At 73.6% G+C, this 19,354-nt stretch carries 16 protein-coding genes; 8 read left to right on the top strand and 8 right to left on the bottom strand.

Going from position 1 to position 19,354, the window contains the following annotated elements:
• Nucleotides 1-111: 111 nt before the first annotated feature.
• From BSL84_RS11705 to BSL84_RS11690, 4 genes are all read left to right on the top strand, one after another.
• Entirely contained in the window at nucleotides 112-1,584 is a 1,473-nt protein-coding gene (locus BSL84_RS11705) for a bifunctional phosphatase PAP2/diacylglycerol kinase family protein (protein WP_075970304.1), read from the top strand.
• 201 nt (nucleotides 1,585-1,785) lie between these two features.
• On the top strand, nucleotides 1,786-3,450 hold the full coding sequence (ettA, locus tag BSL84_RS11700; RefSeq protein ID WP_075970303.1) for an energy-dependent translational throttle protein EttA: 1,665 nt from the start codon (nucleotides 1,786-1,788) through the stop codon (nucleotides 3,448-3,450).
• Nucleotides 3,451-3,473: 23 nt separating this feature from the next.
• Nucleotides 3,474-3,923, top strand: a complete 450-nt coding sequence (locus BSL84_RS11695) for an acyl-CoA thioesterase (RefSeq protein WP_030031525.1) — start codon at nucleotides 3,474-3,476, stop codon at nucleotides 3,921-3,923.
• Nucleotides 3,920-4,636 (top strand): hypothetical protein, encoded by a 717-nt coding sequence (locus BSL84_RS11690; RefSeq protein WP_045322845.1) that lies wholly within the window; start codon nucleotides 3,920-3,922, stop codon nucleotides 4,634-4,636. Before BSL84_RS11695 ends, BSL84_RS11690 begins: the two co-directional genes overlap by 4 nt.
• 46 nt (nucleotides 4,637-4,682) lie before the next feature.
• On the opposite strand, the gene BSL84_RS11685 is transcribed toward BSL84_RS11690, so the two are convergent.
• Nucleotides 4,683-5,087: a globin gene (locus tag BSL84_RS11685; protein ID WP_030029026.1), complete on the bottom strand. Its 405-nt coding sequence runs from the start codon at nucleotides 5,085-5,087 to the stop codon at nucleotides 4,683-4,685.
• A gap of 81 nt (nucleotides 5,088-5,168) precedes the next feature.
• On the opposite strand from BSL84_RS11685, the gene BSL84_RS11680 reads away from it, so the two are divergent.
• The 4 genes from BSL84_RS11680 (at nucleotide 5,169) to BSL84_RS11665 (ending at nucleotide 9,152) form a co-directional block, all read left to right on the top strand.
• Complete coding sequence (locus BSL84_RS11680) at nucleotides 5,169-6,176, top strand: methyltransferase domain-containing protein (RefSeq protein ID WP_078849095.1); 1,008 nt, start codon at nucleotides 5,169-5,171, stop codon at nucleotides 6,174-6,176.
• Nucleotides 6,177-6,317: 141 nt separating this feature from the next.
• Entirely contained in the window at nucleotides 6,318-6,941 is a 624-nt protein-coding gene (locus BSL84_RS11675) for an AAA family ATPase (RefSeq protein WP_030029024.1), read from the top strand.
• A 35-nt stretch (nucleotides 6,942-6,976) separates the two neighbouring features.
• Nucleotides 6,977-7,585, top strand: a complete 609-nt coding sequence (locus BSL84_RS11670; protein WP_234363446.1) for a guanylate kinase — start codon at nucleotides 6,977-6,979, stop codon at nucleotides 7,583-7,585.
• Between the two features lie 58 nt (nucleotides 7,586-7,643).
• Nucleotides 7,644-9,152 (top strand): hypothetical protein, encoded by a 1,509-nt coding sequence (locus BSL84_RS11665; protein WP_030029022.1) that lies wholly within the window; start codon nucleotides 7,644-7,646, stop codon nucleotides 9,150-9,152.
• Nucleotides 9,153-9,175: 23 nt separating this feature from the next.
• On the opposite strand, the gene BSL84_RS11660 is transcribed toward BSL84_RS11665, so the two are convergent.
• The 7 genes from BSL84_RS11660 to BSL84_RS11625 form a co-directional block, all read right to left on the bottom strand.
• On the bottom strand, nucleotides 9,176-9,982 hold the full coding sequence (locus BSL84_RS11660; RefSeq protein WP_075972053.1) for an NAD(P)-dependent oxidoreductase: 807 nt from the start codon (nucleotides 9,980-9,982) through the stop codon (nucleotides 9,176-9,178).
• Nucleotides 9,983-10,037: 55 nt separating this feature from the next.
• Nucleotides 10,038-10,688 (bottom strand): HAD family hydrolase, encoded by a 651-nt coding sequence (locus tag BSL84_RS11655; RefSeq protein WP_075970301.1) that lies wholly within the window; start codon nucleotides 10,686-10,688, stop codon nucleotides 10,038-10,040.
• A gap of 99 nt (nucleotides 10,689-10,787) precedes the next feature.
• A complete protein-coding gene (locus BSL84_RS11650; protein WP_075970300.1) occupies nucleotides 10,788-11,876 on the bottom strand; it encodes an FHA domain-containing protein in 1,089 nt (362 codons plus the stop codon).
• 45 nt (nucleotides 11,877-11,921) lie between these two features.
• Complete coding sequence (locus tag BSL84_RS11645; RefSeq protein WP_045322843.1) at nucleotides 11,922-13,262, bottom strand: VWA domain-containing protein; 1,341 nt, start codon at nucleotides 13,260-13,262, stop codon at nucleotides 11,922-11,924.
• 33 nt (nucleotides 13,263-13,295) lie between these two features.
• On the bottom strand, nucleotides 13,296-14,900 hold the full coding sequence (locus tag BSL84_RS11640) for a protein phosphatase 2C domain-containing protein (protein WP_234363445.1): 1,605 nt from the start codon (nucleotides 14,898-14,900) through the stop codon (nucleotides 13,296-13,298).
• 3 nt (nucleotides 14,901-14,903) lie between these two features.
• A complete protein-coding gene (locus BSL84_RS11630; protein WP_079273170.1) occupies nucleotides 14,904-17,969 on the bottom strand; it encodes a serine/threonine-protein kinase in 3,066 nt (1,021 codons plus the stop codon).
• On the bottom strand, nucleotides 17,966-19,240 hold the full coding sequence (locus BSL84_RS11625; RefSeq protein ID WP_075970296.1) for a hypothetical protein: 1,275 nt from the start codon (nucleotides 19,238-19,240) through the stop codon (nucleotides 17,966-17,968). The genes BSL84_RS11630 and BSL84_RS11625 overlap by 4 nt, the downstream gene beginning before the upstream one ends.
• Nucleotides 19,241-19,354: the final 114 nt, after the last annotated feature.

Below are 19,354 nucleotides of genomic sequence, written 5' to 3'. Positions count from 1 at the left end.
CACCCCCTGAGAGCTGTCCCGTCACCAGAGGGAACGAGGCCGGCACGCGACGGGCTGCCGGGGTGGAGCACCGTGCCGGTTCCGGTACGGGATCCGGGGTAAGGGCAGGAAATGGTTGATCAGGAACTGACCTGGACCGGCGCCTTCGCACGGTGGGACCGCCGGCTGTTCGACGCTGTGGCCCGCAGGCACTGGCCCGGCGCCGACCGCGTGCTGCCGCGCCTTGGGCGGGCCGCGAACCACGGGGTGCTGTGGGGCGGGGCCGCAGCGGCCCTCGCCGTCTTCGGATCCGCCGGGACCCGCAAGGCGGCCCTGCGCGGGGTGGCCTCATTGGCGCTGGCCTCCTCGACCATCAACACGGTCGGCAAGTGGTCCGTACGCCGTCCCCGGCCGTTGCTGGAGGGTGTGCCGGCGGTGCGGCAGCTGGCCGTGCAGCCGCAGACCACCTCCTTCCCGTCCGGGCATTCGGCGTCCGCCTTCGCCTTCGCCGCCGGGGTGGCACTGACCTCCCCGGGCTGGGGCGCCGTCCTGGCCCCCGTTGCCGCGTCCGTGGCCTTCTCGCGCGTCTACACCGGCGTGCACTACCCCTCCGATGTGGCGGCGGGCGCCGCGCTGGGCGTGGGCGCCGCCTTCGTCGTACGCCGCCTCGCGCGCGACGTCCGGGAGGCCCGGGCCGTGCCGGGTGACGAGCGCAGAGCCGTCGGGGTGCCCGCCCTGCCCGACGGGGCCGGGCTGACGGTGGTGGTCAACACCGGGTCGGGCACGGCCTCGGCCGTGCCCGGTGTGGTGCGCGCCCGGCTCCCCAAGGCCGAGGTGATCGAGTGCCAGGGCCCGGAGCTGCTGCCCGCCCTGGCGGAGGCCGCCTCGCGCGCCACCGTCCTCGGGGTGTGCGGCGGCGACGGCACCATCAACGCGGCCGCCACCGCCGCGCTGCGGGCCGACGTACCCCTGGCCGTGTTCCCCGGCGGCACCCTCAACCACTTCGCGCTCGACCTCGGACTCATCGGCCCCGAGGGCACCTGCGAGGCCCTGGAGCACGGGGAGGCCGTCCGGATCGGCGTGGGCCGCTTCTCCCCGGGACCCGACGGAGAGCCCGGCTACTTCCTGAACAACTTCAGCATCGGCGCCTACCCCGAGCTGCTGCGCCACCGGCTGCGCTGGGGCCCGCGCATCGGCGGCGGCCCGGCGGCGCTGCTGGCGGCCTGGAAGGTCCTGCGCGCCGAGCGGCCCGTACGGCTGAGCCTGGCCGGACGGAGCCGGAGCGTGTGGCTCCTCTTCGCCGGGAACGGCACCTACCACGGCACCGGCCCCGCCCCCGGCCGCCGCGACGGCCTCGGCGAGGGCCTGCTCGACCTCCGCCTCGTCCACGGCGGCGGCCGGCCCGGCCCCCGACTGCTGGCCGCCGCCCTCGCCGGCCCGCTCAGCCGCTCCCCGGTCCACGCGGCCACCCGCCTGCGCAGCCTGCGCATCGGCTCCGTCCCGCCGGGCACCCCCCTCGCGTACGACGGCGAGTACGCCAAGGCCCCCCGCGACCTCGTCCTCGACGCCCTCCCGGACGGCCTCACGGTCTACCGCCCCCTCTGACCGCCCCCGGCCCCGCCGGCCGCCCCCACGAACCGCCCGTCGCCGCCCCGAGCGCCCGCTCGCGGGCGGCGGCGCCGCCGAAAGGCACGCACGGGGCCCCCGCCGGATCAGGGGTCCGGGCCATACGCGTTTCCCCCGGGGTATGGACGCCTGGCAAGATGGGGTGTATCTGCCCACCATCGATCTGCCGGACGGTTTCTCTTGGCTGAGTTCATCTACACCATGCGCAAGACGCGCAAGGCACACGGCGACAAGGTGATCCTTGACGACGTCTTCCTGAACTTCCTGCCCGGCGCGAAGATCGGTGTGGTCGGCCCGAACGGTGCCGGTAAGTCCACCGTTCTGAAGATCATGGCGGGTATCGAGCAGCCGTCCAACGGCGACGCCTTCCTCTCGCCCGGCTACACCGTCGGCATCCTCATGCAGGAGCCGAAGCTCGACGAGTCCAAGACCGTCCTGGAGAACGTCGAGGACGGCGTCGGCCCGATCAAGCAGAAGCTCAACCGGTTCAACGCGATCGCCGAGGAAATGGCGACGAACTACACCGACGAGCTGATGGAGGAGATGGGCAAGCTCCAGGACGACCTGGACCACGCCAACGCGTGGGACCTCGACGCCCAGCTGGAGCAGGCCATGGACGCCCTGGGCTGCCCGCCCGGCGACTGGCCCGTCACCAACCTCTCCGGTGGTGAGAAGCGTCGCGTGGCCCTCTGCAAGCTGCTGCTGGAGGCCCCCGACCTGCTGCTCCTCGACGAGCCCACCAACCACCTCGACGCCGAGTCCGTGAACTGGCTGGAGCAGCACCTGGCCCAGTACAAGGGCGCCGTCGTGGCCGTCACCCACGACCGCTACTTCCTCGACAACGTCGCCGAGTGGATCCTCGAACTCGACCGCGGCCGCGCGCACCCCTACGAGGGCAACTACTCCACCTACCTGGAGAAGAAGGCCGAGCGCCTCAAGGTCGAGGGCAAGAAGGACGAGAAGCGCGCCAAGCGCCTCAAGGAAGAGCTGGAGTGGGTCCGCTCCAACGCCAAGGGCCGCCAGGCCAAGTCCAAGGCCCGCCTCGCCCGCTACGAGGAGATGGCGGCCGAGGCCGACAAGATGCGCAAGCTGGACTTCGAGGAGATCCAGATCCCGCCGGGCCCGCGCCTGGGCTCGATCGTGGTCGAGGTCAACAACCTCTCCAAGGCGTTCGGCGACAAGGTCCTCATCGACGACCTGTCCTTCACGCTGCCGCGCAACGGCATCGTCGGCATCATCGGCCCGAACGGCGCCGGCAAGACCACGCTCTTCAAGATGATCCAGGGCCTGGAGAAGCCGGACTCCGGCGAGATCAAGGTCGGCGAGACCGTCAAGATCTCCTACGTCGACCAGGGCCGCGCCAACATCGACCCCAAGAAGACCCTCTGGGCCGTCGTGTCGGACGAGCTGGACTACATCAACGTCGGCAACGTCGAGATGCCCTCCCGCGCCTACGTCAGCGCCTTCGGCTTCAAGGGCCCGGACCAGCAGAAGCCGGCCGGCGTGCTCTCCGGCGGTGAGCGCAACCGCCTGAACCTCGCGCTGACCCTCAAGCAGGGCGGCAACCTGCTGCTCCTCGACGAGCCCACCAACGACCTCGACGTCGAGACCCTGGGCTCCCTGGAGAACGCGCTGCTGGAGTTCCCCGGTGCGGCCGTGGTCGTCTCCCACGACCGCTGGTTCCTGGACCGGGTGGCCACCCACATCCTCGCCTACGAAGGCGACTCGAAGTGGTTCTGGTTCGAGGGCAACTTCGAGTCGTACGAGAAGAACAAGATCGAGCGGCTCGGCCCGGACGCGACCCGTCCGCACCGCGCCACCTACAAGAAGCTCACCCGAGGCTGAGGGGGAGGGCTGAGGTCACGGCCATGGCCAGACACCAATACCGCTGCCCGCTGCGCTGGGCGGACATGGACGCCTTCGGGCACGTCAACAACGTCGTCTTCCTCCGCTACCTGGAGGAGGCGCGGATCGACTTCATGTTCCGCCTCGCGCCGGGCGAGGGCAGCGAGTCCTTCACGGGCGGATCCGTCGTGGCCCGCCACGAGATCGACTACAAGCTGCCCCTCGTGCACCGTCACGAGCCCGTCCTGATCGAGTCCTGGGTGACCCGGATAGGCGCCGCTTCCCTGACCATCCGCTACGAGGTCAAGGACGAGGCCACCGAGGACAGGCCGGAGACGGTCTACGTGCGCGCGGAGACCGTGGTCGTGCCCTACAACCTCGCCGCGGGCCGGCCGCGCCGTATCACGGCCGAGGAGAGGCACTTCCTGGAGGAGTACCTCGACGAGCCGCGCTCCGAGGCCATCGCCGCATGAGTGAGCAGTTGCGCTTCGCCGACACTGGGGAGGCGGCGGACCTCGCCGCCTTCCTGGGCCGGCTGGTGCACTACGACCGGGCCGCCGCCGTCCGCCTCCAGGCGGGCGGCGGCGCGCTCGGCGTGTTCGGACGGCCGCCCTCCTTCGAGGTGCTCGCCATCCGCACCGTCCGGCTCGCCGTCCCCGTGGCGACGCCGCTGGACGTGACCGTCTCCGCCGGCGAGCTGCTGGAGTCCGTGGACGAGGCCTCGGCCGAGGCCACCGTGCCCGGGCCGGTCACCGGCCCGCCGTGGACCGGCGTACTCCCGCCCCGCGGCGGCTGGCGGCAACTGCCCGGGCTGCCCGGCCCCGAGGTGATCGCACAGCTCCTGGCCGGGGCCGTCGCCGAGTTCCGGGCACGGGACGCGGCGCTGCCCGCACAGCACCGGACCCGCTCCGAGCGCGACCGCATCGGCCGCGAGATCTGGTCCCGCACCCTCGGCGACACCGAGCTGCCGCTGCGTGCCGCGCACGCCGCCCAGTCGCTGGGCTTCCTGCGGCCGGTGCGGGCCGCCGTGCCCGCCCCCGCCCCCGCGCCCGGCAGCGCCCCCGACCCGGTGGCGCTGCTCGCCGCCGGGAGCTGGCTGCGGCTGCGCACCCCGTACGGCTCCGTCGCCACCCGCCGCCCCGGCGCCACCGGCGGCCTCGGCGCCTTCCAGGTCAGCCCGGTCTGACGGGCACGGTGCCCCCGGCCCGCGGGCCGGGGGGACCGTACGGACTTCAGCCCGCCGTGTTGATCATCGACGCGGCGGCGTACGTCAGGTACTTCCACAGCTGCGCCTCGTGCTCCGGGGCCAGCCCCAGCTCGTCCAGCGCCACCCGCATGTGCTTCAGCCAGGCGTCGTGAGCCGCCGAGTCCACCCGGAACGGCGCGTGCCGCATCCGCAGGCGCGGGTGGCCGCGGTGCTGGCTGTAGGTGGTGGGACCGCCCCAGTACTGCATCAGGAAGAGCGCGAACCGCTCCTCGGCGGGACCGAGGTCCTCCTCCGGGTACATCGGGCGCAGCAGCGGGTCCTCCGCGACGCCCTGGTAGAAGCGCCGCACGAGGCGGCGGAAGGTGTCCTCGCCGCCCACCTGCTCGTAGAAGGTCTGCTCCTGAAGGCTGCCCCGCGGAATCTCATTCACCCGACCATCGTCTCAGACGCCCGGTACCGCCCGGGGGCCCTTCACGTCGCACCTGACGGCCGGGCGCAGGACAGTGGAGGCATGGGCGCACACACCGCACACGGCGCAGACACGGCAGGGACCGAGACGCGGGACCTGCGGGAGACCGCGCACGCCGCCCAGGTGCGGGAGCTGACCGCGGCCGGCGTACTGGACGACCCGCGCTGGCGGGCAGCCTTCGCGGCCGTGCCCCGGCACGTCTTCGTCCCGTACTTCTGGACCGACCGCGGCGCCGGCCACGAACGGCTCTGGGCGGAGGACCCCGACCCCGCGCAGCGGGCCCGCTGGCTGCGCGGCGTGTACGCCGACGCCCCGCTCGCGACCAGGCTGCGCGACGGCCGGCTGGTCTCCTCCAGCAGCCAGCCTTCCCTGATGGCGAAGATGCTGGCCGCCCTCGACGTGCGCGACGGCGACGACGTCCTGGAGATCGGCGCGGGCACCGGCTACAACGCGGCCCTGCTCAGCCACCGCCTCGGCGACGAGCACGTCACCACCGTGGACCTGGACGAGGAGATCACCGAGTCCGCCCGGGCCCACCTGGCACGCCTCGGCTACCACCCGACCGTGGTCACCGGCGACGGCGCCCGCGGCTGCCCCGCCCGCGCCCCCTTCGACCGGATCCTGGTGACCTGCACCCTGCCGCTGGTCCCGCACACCTGGCTCGGCCAGTGCCGGCCGGGGGCGCGGATCCTCGCCCCGCTGTCGACCGGGCTGATCGCCCTCACGGTCCGGGACGCCGACTTCGCGGAGGGCCGCTTCCTGCACACCCCGGCCTACTTCGTCCCGCTGCGCGGTGCCACGGCCGTACCGCCGCCCGACCGGATGGCCATGGTGCGCGGGCTCCCGTACGAGCTGGTCGAGAACGAGCGCTTCCAGTTCATGCTCGTACTGACCGCCGGGGTCCTGCACCCCCGCGAGGCCCTGGACCTGTGGCGCAGCGAGGGCCGCCCGGGCCGCGAACGCTTCGGCGTCTCGGTCGGCCCGGAGGGCCAGTGGTCCTGGCTGGACGACCCCCAGGGACCCTACGTCTGGCCCCTGGGGCAGCAGTGATCAGCCGCGGCGGATGGGGGTCCCACGGCAGGACGTCCGAGGATGCCCGCGTCCACGCCCGTTCGAACTCCGGCACAAAGTTGATCAGTTGGCGCTAGAGTTCCCGAGAAGGCAGGGTCGTGTCACGTCCGGGGGGCATCGTTGAACATCGGTTCGGAGCAGTCCGAGCACGGGGTCGCCCTCGTCCTCGTCGCCGGTTACGCCGGTTCCGGAAAATCCGAGGCCGGAAAGATGATGTCGCAGGCTACGGGCTGGCCGCTGCTCGACAAGGACACCTTGACGAGGCCGCTGACCGAGTCGCTCCTGACCCACCTCAACGGCGATCCCGACGACAGGCAGAGCAGCGTCTACACCGGGACCGTGCGCCCGCTGGAGTACGAGTCCCTGATGAAGGCCTGCTGGGAGAACCTGGAGTGCGGGGTGCCGGTCGTCGCCGTGGCGCCCTTCCTCGCCGAGGTCGTCGACGAGCAGTGGGCTGCCCGTACGCGTCGCCATTGCGCACGCCTGGGCGCCGGGCTGGAAGTGGTGTGGGTGGACAGTGACGCGTCGTCGATGCGCGAGCGGCTGACCTCCCGCAACGCGGCAAGGGACACATGGAAGCTCGCGAACTGGAGGCAGTACCTCGGCGCGATCTCCCTGGAACGGCGTCCGGTCGGGGACTTCCACCTCGTCGACAACCGGATCACGGCGATGACCCCGCTCGCAGAGCAGGTCGAATCGGTGGCCGCCGCCCTGTCCGTCCGCTACAGCGAGAGTCTGGGATGAGCATGCGGGAACGAGGCGCTGACGGCTTCGGGGGTGTGGTGCTGTTCGGCCCTCCGGCAGCGGGCAAGGACACTGTCAGTGCTGCGCTGACCCGTCTCGACGACCGGTACGGCCAGCTGACCAAGATCAAGGTGGGCGCCGGGCGGACCACCGGCTATCGCATGGCCGGACACGCGGAGCTGGACGCTCTGCGCGCCGCCGGCCGTGTTGTTCTGGAGACCACCAGATACGGGAACACCTACGCGATCGATCGCGACGACATGGACGCGATGACCGGCGCGGGCCGTGTCCCGGTCGTGCACTTGGGAAGTGTCGACCACCTCCGGATCTTCAACGCCGCCGTGCGGGAGCCGTGGCTGTGCGTACTCCTGTGGGTCCCCCGTGAAGTGTGTGAACGGCGATCTCAGGAGAGGGGCGACCGGGACACCGCGGACCGGCTCGCCGCCTGGGACGAGGCACTGGCGGACCTGCAGGCCGTGCCCGAGGACGAGGAGCCGTTTCACCTTCTGATACGGACCGATCACAGCAGCCCGTCGGCGACTGCCGCCGTCGTGGCGAAGGCCCATGCGGAAGACGGCCGTCGGCCTGCCCGGCCCGGCAGCCTGGCCGCCCTTCTGCGGGGCGGGGCCTGCGACGCGGAGTGAACCGGGCAGCGCGCCGCCGGGCGCCGTTTCCGTAGGACTTGGTGGGGGAGGAAGACCTGTGGCGACCGTCAGGACGCTCGAAGCGCTGGCGCGTGTGGCGGACCTGGAATCATCGGCAGGCCGGGATCGCGACCTCACCCTGCGGCAGAGTGACATCGACGAGCCCCTGGTCCTGGATTCGCTGACCGCTGGTCGGCTGGCGCTGCACCGGGTGAACGTCGCGGGTGCCCTCACCGTGCGGTCGTGCGTCGTCGAAGAGCTCGTCGTCGACCACTGCACCGCCGACGCGGTCCTGGTCAGCAACTCCCGGATCGGCCGGCTGATCATCCGCAACACTCCGCGCAACACGGGGGTGGATGTCAGCGAATCCACCCTGGAGAGCCTGGACGTCCATTCCTGCGGACCCACACGCTTCGAGGGCGTACGCGTCTCCGACTCGGTGACGATCGCGGCGATGCGGGGTCCCGTCCAGCTCAGGCGTCTGCGGGCCGCGACCGTGGCCCTTCGCAGCCAGGCTGCCGTCGGCCGGCAGCGCAGGCCCGAAGTGTCCTTGGAAAGGATGATCGTCAGCGAGACCATCACCCTCGACGATCTCTGGTTGGCCTCGCTCAGACTCGACGAGGTGGACGTTTCCGCGCTGCTGCTGCGCCGGGTGCGTGTGGACGCCCCCTTCCGAGGCACGGGGGTGCGCTGCCGCGACGGCCTGCGTATCAACGGAATGGTCGTACCCGGCGAGGCGAGCGCACTGCTCGACAGCGAGGTGCGAGGCCCCGTGGAGGTACGGGGACTTCGCCATGAGGCGACCGTGCCCGCGCAGCGCCGGCCGGTCGAGGCAGGGGCCGCGGCGACCCCCGCGACTGGCGGTACAGGTACCGCGGAGCTGGTCTTCCGTTCCTCCGTCATCTCCAGCCTCACCGCCAGCGCCGACGAGGTGTCCCCGGTGGTGGTGGAACTCGCCGACACGACCGTGAGGGCTCTCGCCGTGCCCGCCGGGCCGGCCCGGTTCCGCCTCGCGGGAACGAGCAGTGTGCAGGAGGTCGACCTCGGCGACGTGGTCTTCCGGAACGACGAACAGGTCACCGGATTCATGGACCGCGTCTTCACCCGGGTCAGTCCGGGTGCCCTGGAGGCGGTGCGCTCCACGCTGACCCGACGCAGACGGATGTCCGAGGGCGACCAGCTTTACTACTTCACCCGGCAGCGGGAGGCGGCCGAGCGACCGCTGCTGTCACGCCTCGCGGGTCGAGCTCTGCTCGGCGGTGTCCTCGGATGGGGAGTGCGGGCACGGAACCCGGCACGGACCCTGGGCGCCGCCATGCTCACCACGGCAGCCCTCCTACACCTCTCCGGAGCCGCACGCGGCCCACAAGGGGGTGGCCTCCTCGACGTGGTGGGTGCCGGGAGGGCGCTCGTCCTGGCCTGTGCGCTGTGGCTGAACGTCGGCATGGGTGCCCCTTCGGAGCTGAAAACCCATGCCTGGACGGCCCTCGCGGTGTGCTGCGCGGGTGGCGGACTGCTCTTCACGACCCTGACCGTGGGCATCGTCATCCGCAAACTGGTGCGCTGACCGCTCCGGGCGGGACGGCCGCGTCACCCTTCCTCCGGGTCCCGGCGCAGCAGTTTCAGGGCCTCCTCGACGCTGAGCCGGGTGTCGCGCGCCGCGTCCCAGCGTTCCAGGGTCGCGGCCGCGGCGAGCATCAGTTCGTCGGGGAGCCCGGCGTCGGACAGGAGAGCCGCGGCGTCGGCGAGCTCGGGACCCCAGCGCCAGGCGCGGGCAGCCGTCTTGGGGATGTAACCGGTCTCGGTGAGATAGCTGCCTGTTCGCTTCGCGGCGATGGCCAGCAGCTCATCACCCACACCGTGGGCCTGGGCGGCACCGTAGGAGAGGGCGGCGAGCACTCGGGACGCCTTCTGGTAGCTGGAGTAGGCGAGCTTGAGCGCGGAGGCCGCTCCCACTTCCGTACCCAGGCTGTGCGTATGGATGTCCGTTCCCGCGAAGAGACGCTCGACGGCTTCCGTACGGGTCTGTTCCCCCGCCAGGTAGAGCGTCGCCGTCTTGCCCCCCACGGGGGGTGAGCCGACCACCGAGGCATCGATCGTCTCGGCGCCGGGGAGGAGTGCGGCGATGAGTCCGACCCGCTCGGGGGAGATCGCGTTCGCCTCGACGTATGTCCGCTCCGCGAAGCCGTGCGAGGCCACCAGGGCGGCGACCTCCGTGGCTGCGGCCGGTGGGCAGAGGGACAGCAGGACGTCCGCGTGATCGAGCAGGCTGGGCAGCGCGGCGGCCTTCAGGCCGGCGTGTCGGGCACGCTCCCCGGAGGCTTCGCTGCGGCCGTCCGGACACCACAGGACCGTGATCCCGCGAGCGGTCAGCCGGCTGCCGAAAGCGGCCCCCATGCTGCCTGGGTGCAGAAGCCCCACCGTGGTGCCGTGCCGTGTCACAGAGGCCTCCTCAGGCGGTCAGGTCCAAGAGCAGTCGGATGGCCCGGAGCGCGGTGGGTGCCGTCCGGTCGGGGGCGGGCAGGGGTGTCGGCCAGCGGCGGGGATCGCCGACCCACAAGGTGGCGAGTCCGGCCGCGCGGCCGCCCGCGATGTCCTTGGCAGCGTCGTCGCCCACCATCCAGCCCCCGTCTCCCGGGTCGGCACCACAGAGTTCGGCGGCGGCGGAGAACAGCCGCGGGTCGGGCTTGCGGACGCCCACTTCGGAGGAGACACACACCGCGTGGACGCGGCGGGCGATGCCGGTGGCGCCGAGCTTGGCCCGCTGGATGTCGGCGGAGCCGTTCGTCGCGATGCCGACGCGCCAGCCGCGCCCCTTCAGCTCGTCCAGGCCGTCCAGCACGCCGGCCGTACAGCGGGCGAGGGCAGCCATGTCCGACAGGTAGTCATGCCACAGCTCCTGCGCCGGGACTGCCAGCCCGTGAAGCTCGCGGATCACCGCGAAGTCGGAGACCGAGGCCCGTTGCCCAAGCCGCGCGAGCACCTGCGCATGGCCGTCCGGCGTGAGGCCGTGGCGTGAGGCGAAGCGGGCCACGCTCGCGTCGAGCGCCCGACGCCGATCGATGAGCGTGTCGTCGAGGTCGAAGAGGACAAGGCGCTGCACGCGTTCAGGGTAGTGGGCGCGCCTCGTGCGCCCATCTGGCGATACGGCAGGGATCGCCGGACCCCTCGGGGCCCGGCGATCGTGCACCGGGAGACCTGATCAGCCGCGGCGGATGGTGATCGTGGTCCAGGCGCCCACGTGGACGCGGTCGCCGTCGGCGAGCGGGACCGGGACGTAGGGCTGGATGGGGTCCTCGCCGCCGTTGATGGTGGTGCCGTTGGTGGAGTTCTGGTCCACCACCGCCCAGCTCATGTCGGGCTGCTGTACCAGTACCGCGTGCTGGTGGGAGACGCCCGGGTCCTCCGGGGGCACCGACAGGTCGATGTCCGGGGACTCGCCCGTGGAGGCGCGGCGGCGGCCGATGGTGATCTGGCCGCCGGACAGCGGGAGGTGCTGCTCCGGGGAGTACGCGGGCAGGTTGAGCCCGGTCGCCTCGGGGCCGCTGCGCTGCATCATCGCCATGAAGTACGAGCGGTCCGGGCCGATCGTCGCGGTCCAGGAGCCGCCCTGCGGCGGCAGGGGCTGGTACGGCGGGGTCTGGGGCTGCTGCCGGTACTCCTGCTGGTACTCCTGCCGCTGGGGCGGCGGCGGGGGCTGCTGCTGGTACTGGGGCTGCGGGGGCTGCGGAGCCTGCTGGTACGCCGGCGGGGGCTCGTGCGCGGGCGGCGACAGCATCCAGTCGTCCTCGCGCTGCAGCGGCTCGGCCGGCCGGTTGACCCGGGACGGCCGGGAGCCCTGGTACTCGAAATGGTCCTGCGCGTACGTCCCCGGCGCGGGCACGGGCGGCGGGGGCGGGCTGCCGGGACGGGGCCCGGCGGGGGCACCCGGACCCACACCCGGACCCACACCCGCACCCGGACCCACACCCGCACCCGGACCCGCGCCGGTACCGGCCCCGGGGCCGGGCTGCGCCGGCGGACCCGGGTCCGTGGCCGGGGACGCGTACGGGGTCGCGGAACGGGTCAGGAAGTTGTACCGGCACTCCTCGCAGAACGGGGCCATGGCCTCGCGCGGGGTCCGGCACTGCGGGCACAGCTCGGCCTGGGCGGTCGGTTCACCGGCGGTCGGGGGGAAGCCGTAGCCGTAGGAAGGCACCGCGGGGGGACCCTCAGGGGTACCCATGCGGTGGCCGCAGACCTCGCACCAGTCGTCGGAGGCGGACTGGTGCCCGTTCGGGCAGGTCGGCATGGCGGCTCTTCCCCCTTCTTCTCCCCGCGTCACAGCGGGAGGCTCTCAGAACTTCTTCACTCGGACGGTCTGCGTCGAACGTGTTTCGAGTGTCATCTCGTCGGCGTCGGCAACCTTCGCTTTGAGCCGCACAGTACCTGCCACCGCGTCCACCACATCCACCACCTTCGACAGGAGCCGCGCCGTGTCGGCGTTGCCGGAGGCGCTCGCCAGTTGCACGGCCCGTCCGAGTTTGGCCGTAGCGCCGTCGACATCGCCCATTTTGCGGGCTTCGAGGCCCTGCTGGATAGCCTGCGCCAGCTCCGCCTGCCCCGTGTAGTGGGCGACCTGCGGGTTGATCGCGGTGGAGGCGGCCAGGTCGTTCGTCCACACCGCGCGCACCAGGCCCTGCGCCAGTACCGTCTCGGGCTCGCCGCCCGCCGCCGGGCGGACGAGGGTGACGCGGGAGGCGAGCATCTCCTGGCCGACGGCCGCCCCTGGGACGCGGACGCACACGTGGTACTCGCGGGACTCGTCACCCCACGACCCCGTCGGATAGTCACCGGCGCGCGGGCTCGTGTCGGTGCGGCGGGCCGTCAGGTCCTGGACGGTGGGAGCGACCTGCTTCACGTACTGGATCTCCACGCCCACCGGGGTCCACAGGCGCAGCGACACGTCCGCGACCTCCTTGCCCATGGCCTTCTCCATCATGAGCGTGAAGTCCTCCGTGAGGTGGGCCGGGTCGGCCACGATGTCGGCGGAGCCGAGCAGGGCGCTCGCGATGCCGGTGACCTCCTTCACCTCCCAGTCGGTCCCCACACCGCGCGCGTCGCAGGTGAAGCGGCCCGCGCAGGCGTCGAGGGTGGCGCGCAGGACGGCCGGCTCCTCGTGCTCGTTGCGTCCGTCGGTCAGCAGGATGCCGTGCCGGATGGCGGCGGTGGAACCGCGCAGCAGGCCGTCGGCCAGCCTCAGCCAGGTGCCGATGGCGGTGCCGCCGCCGGCACCGAGGCCGCGCAGGGCCTCCTTGGCCTGGGCGCGGGTGGCGGGGTCGGCGACGGCGAGGCGGCCCTGGCCGGGATAGACCTCCTTGGCCACGTGCGTGCCGGCGACCACGGCGAAGGCCGTGCCGTCGCGCAGGGTGTCGATCGCCGCCGCCGTGGCCTCGCGGGCGCCGCGCATCTTCTCCGGCGGGTACTCCATGGAGCCGGAGCAGTCGACCATGATCACGACGGCGGCCGTGCCGTCGGCGGGCGTGCCGTCGGCGGGTGTCCCGCGGGTGAAGCTGCCGCCGCCCGTGGCGGTGACGGTGACGATGGCGTGGACGTCCCGCCCGCCTTCGGGAAGGAACTCGTTCTGGTACACGTCCACGCTGAAGCGCGGGGCGCTCGGCTTGGCGAAATTCGCCATCGGCTGGACTCCTAGAGGGCTCGGGCAGGCGGGTCAGACCTGCGGGCGCGCTTCCACTTCCGGTTCCGGTGCTGCCGCCGGTCCGGGCTCCGGCGCCGCTCCCGGACCCCCTCCGGTCTGCGTGGCGAACGGCACGACCGCCACGGTGATGTTGTCGTGCCCGCCGCCGTCGAGGGCGTGCCCCAGGAGCACCTGCGCGCTGTGCAGCGGGCGGACCGCCGCGTCGGCGGGCAGGACCTGGGCCATCTCCCGCGCGGACTCGGCGTAGTTCCACAGGCCGTCGGTGCAGACCACGACCACCCCGGGGTGGTCCGGCTTGAAGATCGCGGTGTGCGGTTCGAGCTCGTACGCGTCGGCCCCGAGCCAGCCGGTGATTGCGTGCGCGCGGACGTCCGCGTAGGCCTCCGCCTCGCCCATCAGGCCGGCCGCGACCATCTGCGCTGCCCACGAGTCGTCCTCGGTGAGGCGGCGGGGCAGCGCGGCACGGTCGTCGGGCACCCAGTAGGCGCGGCTGTCGCCGACCCAGCCGATGGTGAGCAGGCCGCCGCTGACGACGGCGCCGACCAGCGTGCAGGCGGGCGCGTTCTGCGCGCCGGGAACCTCAGGGGCCAGCGCGTCGACCGCGGCGGCGGCGGCCAGGATCGCCTCGTGCATGGCCTCCTGGGGGTGCGCCCCCCGGGGCAGCGCCTCCAGCAGCGCCTCGTTCGCGGCGGCCGCCGCGGCGGCCGCCGCGTCGTCGGGACGGCTCGCGGAGGAGACCCCGTCGCACACGATGGCCACGGTGGCGGCGGAGCCGTCGGGCAGGGCGGTGGCCGACACGGCGAACGAGTCCTCGTTGCGGTGGTGGCGCAGTCCCCGGTCGCTGACGGCGGCGACGCTGCCGAGCTCCTCCTCGACGTGGTCGCGCTCGCGGGGCTGCGCGTGCCCGCAGTGCTCGCAGTACCCGTCGGTGTCGACATGCCCGGCCCGGCAGGCCACGCACGTCTTCCCGCCGGCCGGCGCCGCGCCGGACGGTGCCGCGCCGGACGGCGACGGGCCGTCGTACCCGCTGTCGTACGGGTTCTCGCGCGGGGCCTCGTGAGCGGCTTCGCCCGTGCTCCACGGCGGCGCCGCCTCGCCGGGTGCCCCGGGGTGGCCGCCGGCGGGGTCGCCGCCGGGGCGGTCGTGGCGGGTCTCGGGGCCGTCCGCCGAGCCCTCCCCGCTGCCGTACGGGTTCTCGTGGCCGGCGCCCGGGTACGAGGCTCCGGCCGGGCTCGGCCGGTGCTCCGGCTCGGGCTGCTGTTCCGGTCCACGCTCCGGCCGCGGCTGCGGCGGGGCGGTGGCCCAGTCGGCCGGGTCACCCACCAGGGTCGGCGCGGCGGCGGCCACACTGCCCCACCCGGGGGCGGGCTGCCCGGCCGGGGCCGGGACCCCGTACCCGCCCGCGGGGGCGGCCGGCGCGGACGGCGCCGGCGGGGCGGAGGGCGCCGGCGGGGCGGAGGGCGCCGGTGGCGCCGGTGGGATGGGAAGGGTCGGGTGGTCCGTGGACGCGGCCGGGGGAGAGGAGGTCAGGGCGTAGCCGCAGAGGCCGCAGAAACGGTCACCCTCTTCGAGGGGTTCCGCGCAGCTGGGGCAGCCCGACAGCCGATGCATCGACATCAATCACACCCACGTCCGGGGACGGAAACGGTTGGCCCGCTCCACCAGTTCGATCCTCTCCTCGCCACGCCGTGCCAGCCGGGCGAGGACGCGGTACGAGCGCTCCAGTCCGAAGCGCAGGCCCCGCTCGTCCAGTTGACAGCCGAGCAGCGAGGTGCGGCCGGGGTCGGCACCCCGGCCACCCGACAGTACCCAGTCCAGGGCCGAGCCCAGAACCTCCGTCGCCAGCGACTCCTGCCGTTCCGGGTCCAGCCCGAACCGCCGCAGCGCCTCCACCTGGTCGGCCGCCGCCGAAAGATCGGCCAGCAGCGGCTCGTCCGGTGACCGGTCGCGCAGACGTGCGCGTACGGCCGCCACCCGCGCGGCGGTGTAGTGGATGGACGCCTCCGGTACGGATTCCAGCGTGAGCACGGCTCCGTCCCGGTCGCCGGCGGCCAGTTGCACCCGCGCCAGCCCGAAGGCCGCGCTGACGAACCCCGGATCGGTGATCCAGACCAGGCGGTAGTACTCGGCGGCGTTGTCCAACTGGCCCAGCACCTCCGCGCACAGCCCGAGGGCCAGCTTCGGCGCGGGCTCGCCCGGGAAGGCGTCGTAGACCGCGTCGAAGGACAGCGCCGCCGTCTCGTCGTCACCGGTGGCCAGCGAGGCGATGCCGCGGGCCCACACGACACGCCAGTCGTCCGGGTGGCGGGCCTCCAACTCGGCCAAGGCGTCCCCGGCAGCGGTGAGTTCACCCAGCTCCAGGCGGGCGCGTAGCTCCCGCAGCCGCAACTCGGCCGAGTCGGCGGGCGCGGCGGCCAGTGCGCCGAGCAGGTCCGCGGGCGCGGAGGCCAGCAGACCGGTCAGGAAACCGGCGTTGGGGTCTGCGGCGTCCACGAGCGGGACGGGCAGCGCCAGCGCGGTGTCGCGGGCGTCGAGCGTCGTGACGGTCGCTCCCGCGGGGGTGGCCGCGGGGGCGGGGGCGGGCGGTGATGCCGCCGGGCCCGGCCCGGCCGCGGGAGCCTGCCGGGCGCCGGGCACGGAAGCCGCCGCCACATGCGTGGCCGTGCTCCCGATCCCGGCCGCGCCGGACGGGCCGCCGCCCGCGAGCGGGGCCCCGCCGCTCGGCGGGGTGCCCGCGCCCGGTGCGGGAGGGGTTGTCGCGGGATGCCAGGTGCCCGACGGACCGCTCGACGCGGCGGGTCCCGCCGGTGCGGCCGCGCCGCCGGGCGGGGTGCTTCCGCCGGACGCGTGGTGCCACCCGCCCGGCGTGCCGCCGGACCCGCCGGCCGCGCCGGCGGCGGGACCGTGTGCCGGCCCACCGGGTCCCGCCGGTGCGGATGCGCCGCCGCCCGCGGTCGGGCCGGGCAAGCTGACGCCGCCAGGCGGGGTGTGGACCTGCCGGGCGGCCGGGGCCGCAACCCCGGCGCCCGCCCCAGCCGGGCCGGGAAGCCCGGCTCCGCCCGCGACCGGGCCGCGGCCGAGGAGGCCCAGGAGTCCGCCACCCCGCCGGGAGGCGAGCGGCCGGGAGGCGGACGGGCGGTGGCCCAGGCGGGAGACGACCGTGTCCACCGTGTCCGTGCCGGGGAACAGCAGGGTGTCCGGTACCCGCAGTTCCGGCCCGAAGAGGGTGGACAGCTGCGGCCGCGGCCGGCCCGTCTGCAGCGCGACCACCTCCCGCAGCACACCCGTCAGCTGGTCGGCCATCTCCTGCGCCGAGGCGAACCGCCGCCCCGGATCCGGGTCGGTCGCCCGTACCAGCAGCCGGTAGAAGGACTCGTACCGCCGGAACACCTCGATGTGCTCCGGATCCGGGAGCGAATCCACGAACACGTTCGTGTAGCCCTGGAAGTCGAACGTCAGGACCGCCAGCGTCCGCGCCACCGTGTAGAGGTCCGAGGCCACCGACGGCCCCATCTCCGCGACCTCCGGGGCCTGGTAGCCCACCGTGCCGTAGATGGCCGACTCCTCGTCGTCCATCCGCCGCACCGCACCCATGTCGATCAGCTTCAGCTGGTCCTGCTGCTGGATCGCGTTGTCGACCTTGAAGTCGCAGTACAGCAGGTTCCGGCTGTGCAGGTGGCCCAGCGCCTCCAGCGCCTCGATGCCGTACGCGCACGCCTGCTCCACCGGCAGCGGGTCACGCCGGCCGTCCGGGCGCCGCCGCTCGTTCGCGATCTCCTTCAGCGACTTGCCGCCGACGTACTCCATGACGATGTACCCGTCCAGCGAACCGGTCCGCTGGTCCAGGTGCTCCACGAAGTTGTAGATCCGCACGATGTTGGAGTGCTCGATCTCCGCGAGGAAGCGCCGCTCCGAGATCGCGGCCTCCATCGCGTCCTGGTCCCCGGTGTCCAGCAGGCCCTTGAGGACCACCCACCGGTCCGCGACCGCCCGGTCCACCGCCAGGTACACCCAGCCCAGACCGCCGTGCGCGAGGCAGCCCGCGACCTCGTACTGGCCGCGCACCACTTCACCGGCGCGCAGCTTGGGCACGAAGGAGTACGGGTGCCCGCACTTGGTGCAGAACCCTTCCGTCCGGCCGGGACGGTCACCGCGGGCCCGGCCCACCGGGGCTCCGCAGTCCGAGCGCGAGCAGAACCGCTTGCGCTCCGGCACCTCCGGATTCTCCAGGACCGCCGTCGAAGGGTCCGGACGCGGCACTTCCGGCACGTTGACCAGGCCGGCGCCCAGCCTGCCGCGCCCCGAGGAGGAGGCGGCCGAGCCCGAACTGCGCACCGACACCGAACGCGTGGAGGCCTGCCCCCTGAGCGACCGCGAAAGCCGCCCCGACACCGAACGGCGGGACGAGGAGGAGCGGGAGGAGCGCGCCGACGCCGCGGAACGCGCCGAGCCGTGGGACCCCTGCGACCCGTGCGACCCGTAGGACCCGTGGGAGCCGCCCGACCCCAGCGAGCCGCGGGCCGCGCTCGTCATCCCCGTCGGCGGTGACACCAGCTCCTCCGCGCCCGCCGCGATCGAGCCGACCGGGGCCAGGCCGCAGGTGTCGCAGTACAGCTCGCCGCCGCCCATGTCCTCGTACGATCCCGGGCAGCCGGGGCGAACGCACACTGCTCCGATCATGCTCATGCGTCCTCCGTCCCCGGCCCCTCGGGCCGGATCGTCTGCTCGGGCCGGTGCCGCGGCACCAGCGATTCGGCGGCCGCCTGCTGGTAGCGCAGGACGGCCTGTTCGGCCGCCCGCAGGTCGCAGGGCGCGCTCCACAGCATCCGCCGGGCCACGTCGTACCTCTCGATCAGCAGGGGGTCCTCAGCCAGCCCGTGCCGGGCCACCTTCGCCTTGTAGGCGTCCAGCCGCCCGCGCAGCTCGGCCCGCACGGCCAGCGGCGCCGTCACCGCGGTCAACGACTCACGGGCCCTGCGCAGTTCCTCCTCGGCCCGCTCCTCCAGGGATTCCAGCAGCGGGGACAGCCGGTGCCAGCGGGCGTGGCGACGGTGTTCGGCCGCCGCCGCGAGCTGCTCCTGCAACACCGTCGGGGGGCCGCTGACCACGGGCACCTCGGACGCGGCGATCTTCGCCAGCACCTCGCCGCGCGCCGTCCGCGCCTCCGCCAGCGTCCGGTCGGCCCGCGAGAGCACGTCGCGCAGGCTGATCAGCCGCTGCTCGGCGTCCTGCCGCACGGCCAGGACCGCCTCGACCTCCCGGCGTACGTCCTCCAGCGCGAGCGCGGCCCGGTCGTAGCGGTCGGTGTCCGGGCGGCCGCCGCCGGGCGCTGAACTCCCCGCGGCGGGCCGCCAGAAGGCCAGCGGGTCCGCGATCACCTGGGTACGCAGCTCCGCGAGCTCGGCGGTGATGTACTCCAGGTCGTCGCCCGAGGGGTGCTCGCCCGGCCGCACCCCCACGGAGTGGGCCAGCGAACGGGTGCGGTGCAGTTCCGCGGCGAGCAGGTCGATCCGGGCGGGCAGCGCCGACCACACGGCGTCGGCCGCGACCACCACGTCCAGGGAACGCGCGTAGAGGTCGTTCATCCGGGTCACGAGCTCGGCGAGGGAGAGCCGTTCGGCGAGCGCGGCGCCCTCCGCGGCGGCACCGGCGATCAGCACGCCGGGCCCGCGCAGCCGCTCGGTCAGCTCGACCAGGTCCTCGCGGTGGGGCCAGCGGCGCCGCTCCCGGATCTCCCGGGCGGCGGCCAGCGCGCCGCTGTAGGCGTCGAAGTACCGCCACAGGCGGGTGATGTCCGCCTCGGCCGCCACCCACCGCTCCTTGGTGAGCCCGGTCAGCTCGGCGCCTTCCAGCAGTCGGCGCCCCGCGTGGTCCTGGAGGGCGAGCAGCGAGGTCTCGACGGCCTCGTGCTCCGCGCCCAGCCGGGCCAGGGCACGGTCGACGCCGTCCCGGTCCATCACTGCCGACCCTGTCTCCACCGACCGTGCCTCCGCTTCCGCCGCCTCCGTGTCCGCTTCCCCGCTCCCCTCCGCGTCCGACCCCCCGTCCGGTCCCGTGCCCGGTCCCGTGCC

It is taken from the genome of Streptomyces sp. TN58, from assembly GCF_001941845.1.
GTDB lineage: Bacteria > Actinomycetota > Actinomycetes > Streptomycetales > Streptomycetaceae > Streptomyces.
This window is presented reverse-complemented; position numbering and strand designations above follow the sequence as displayed.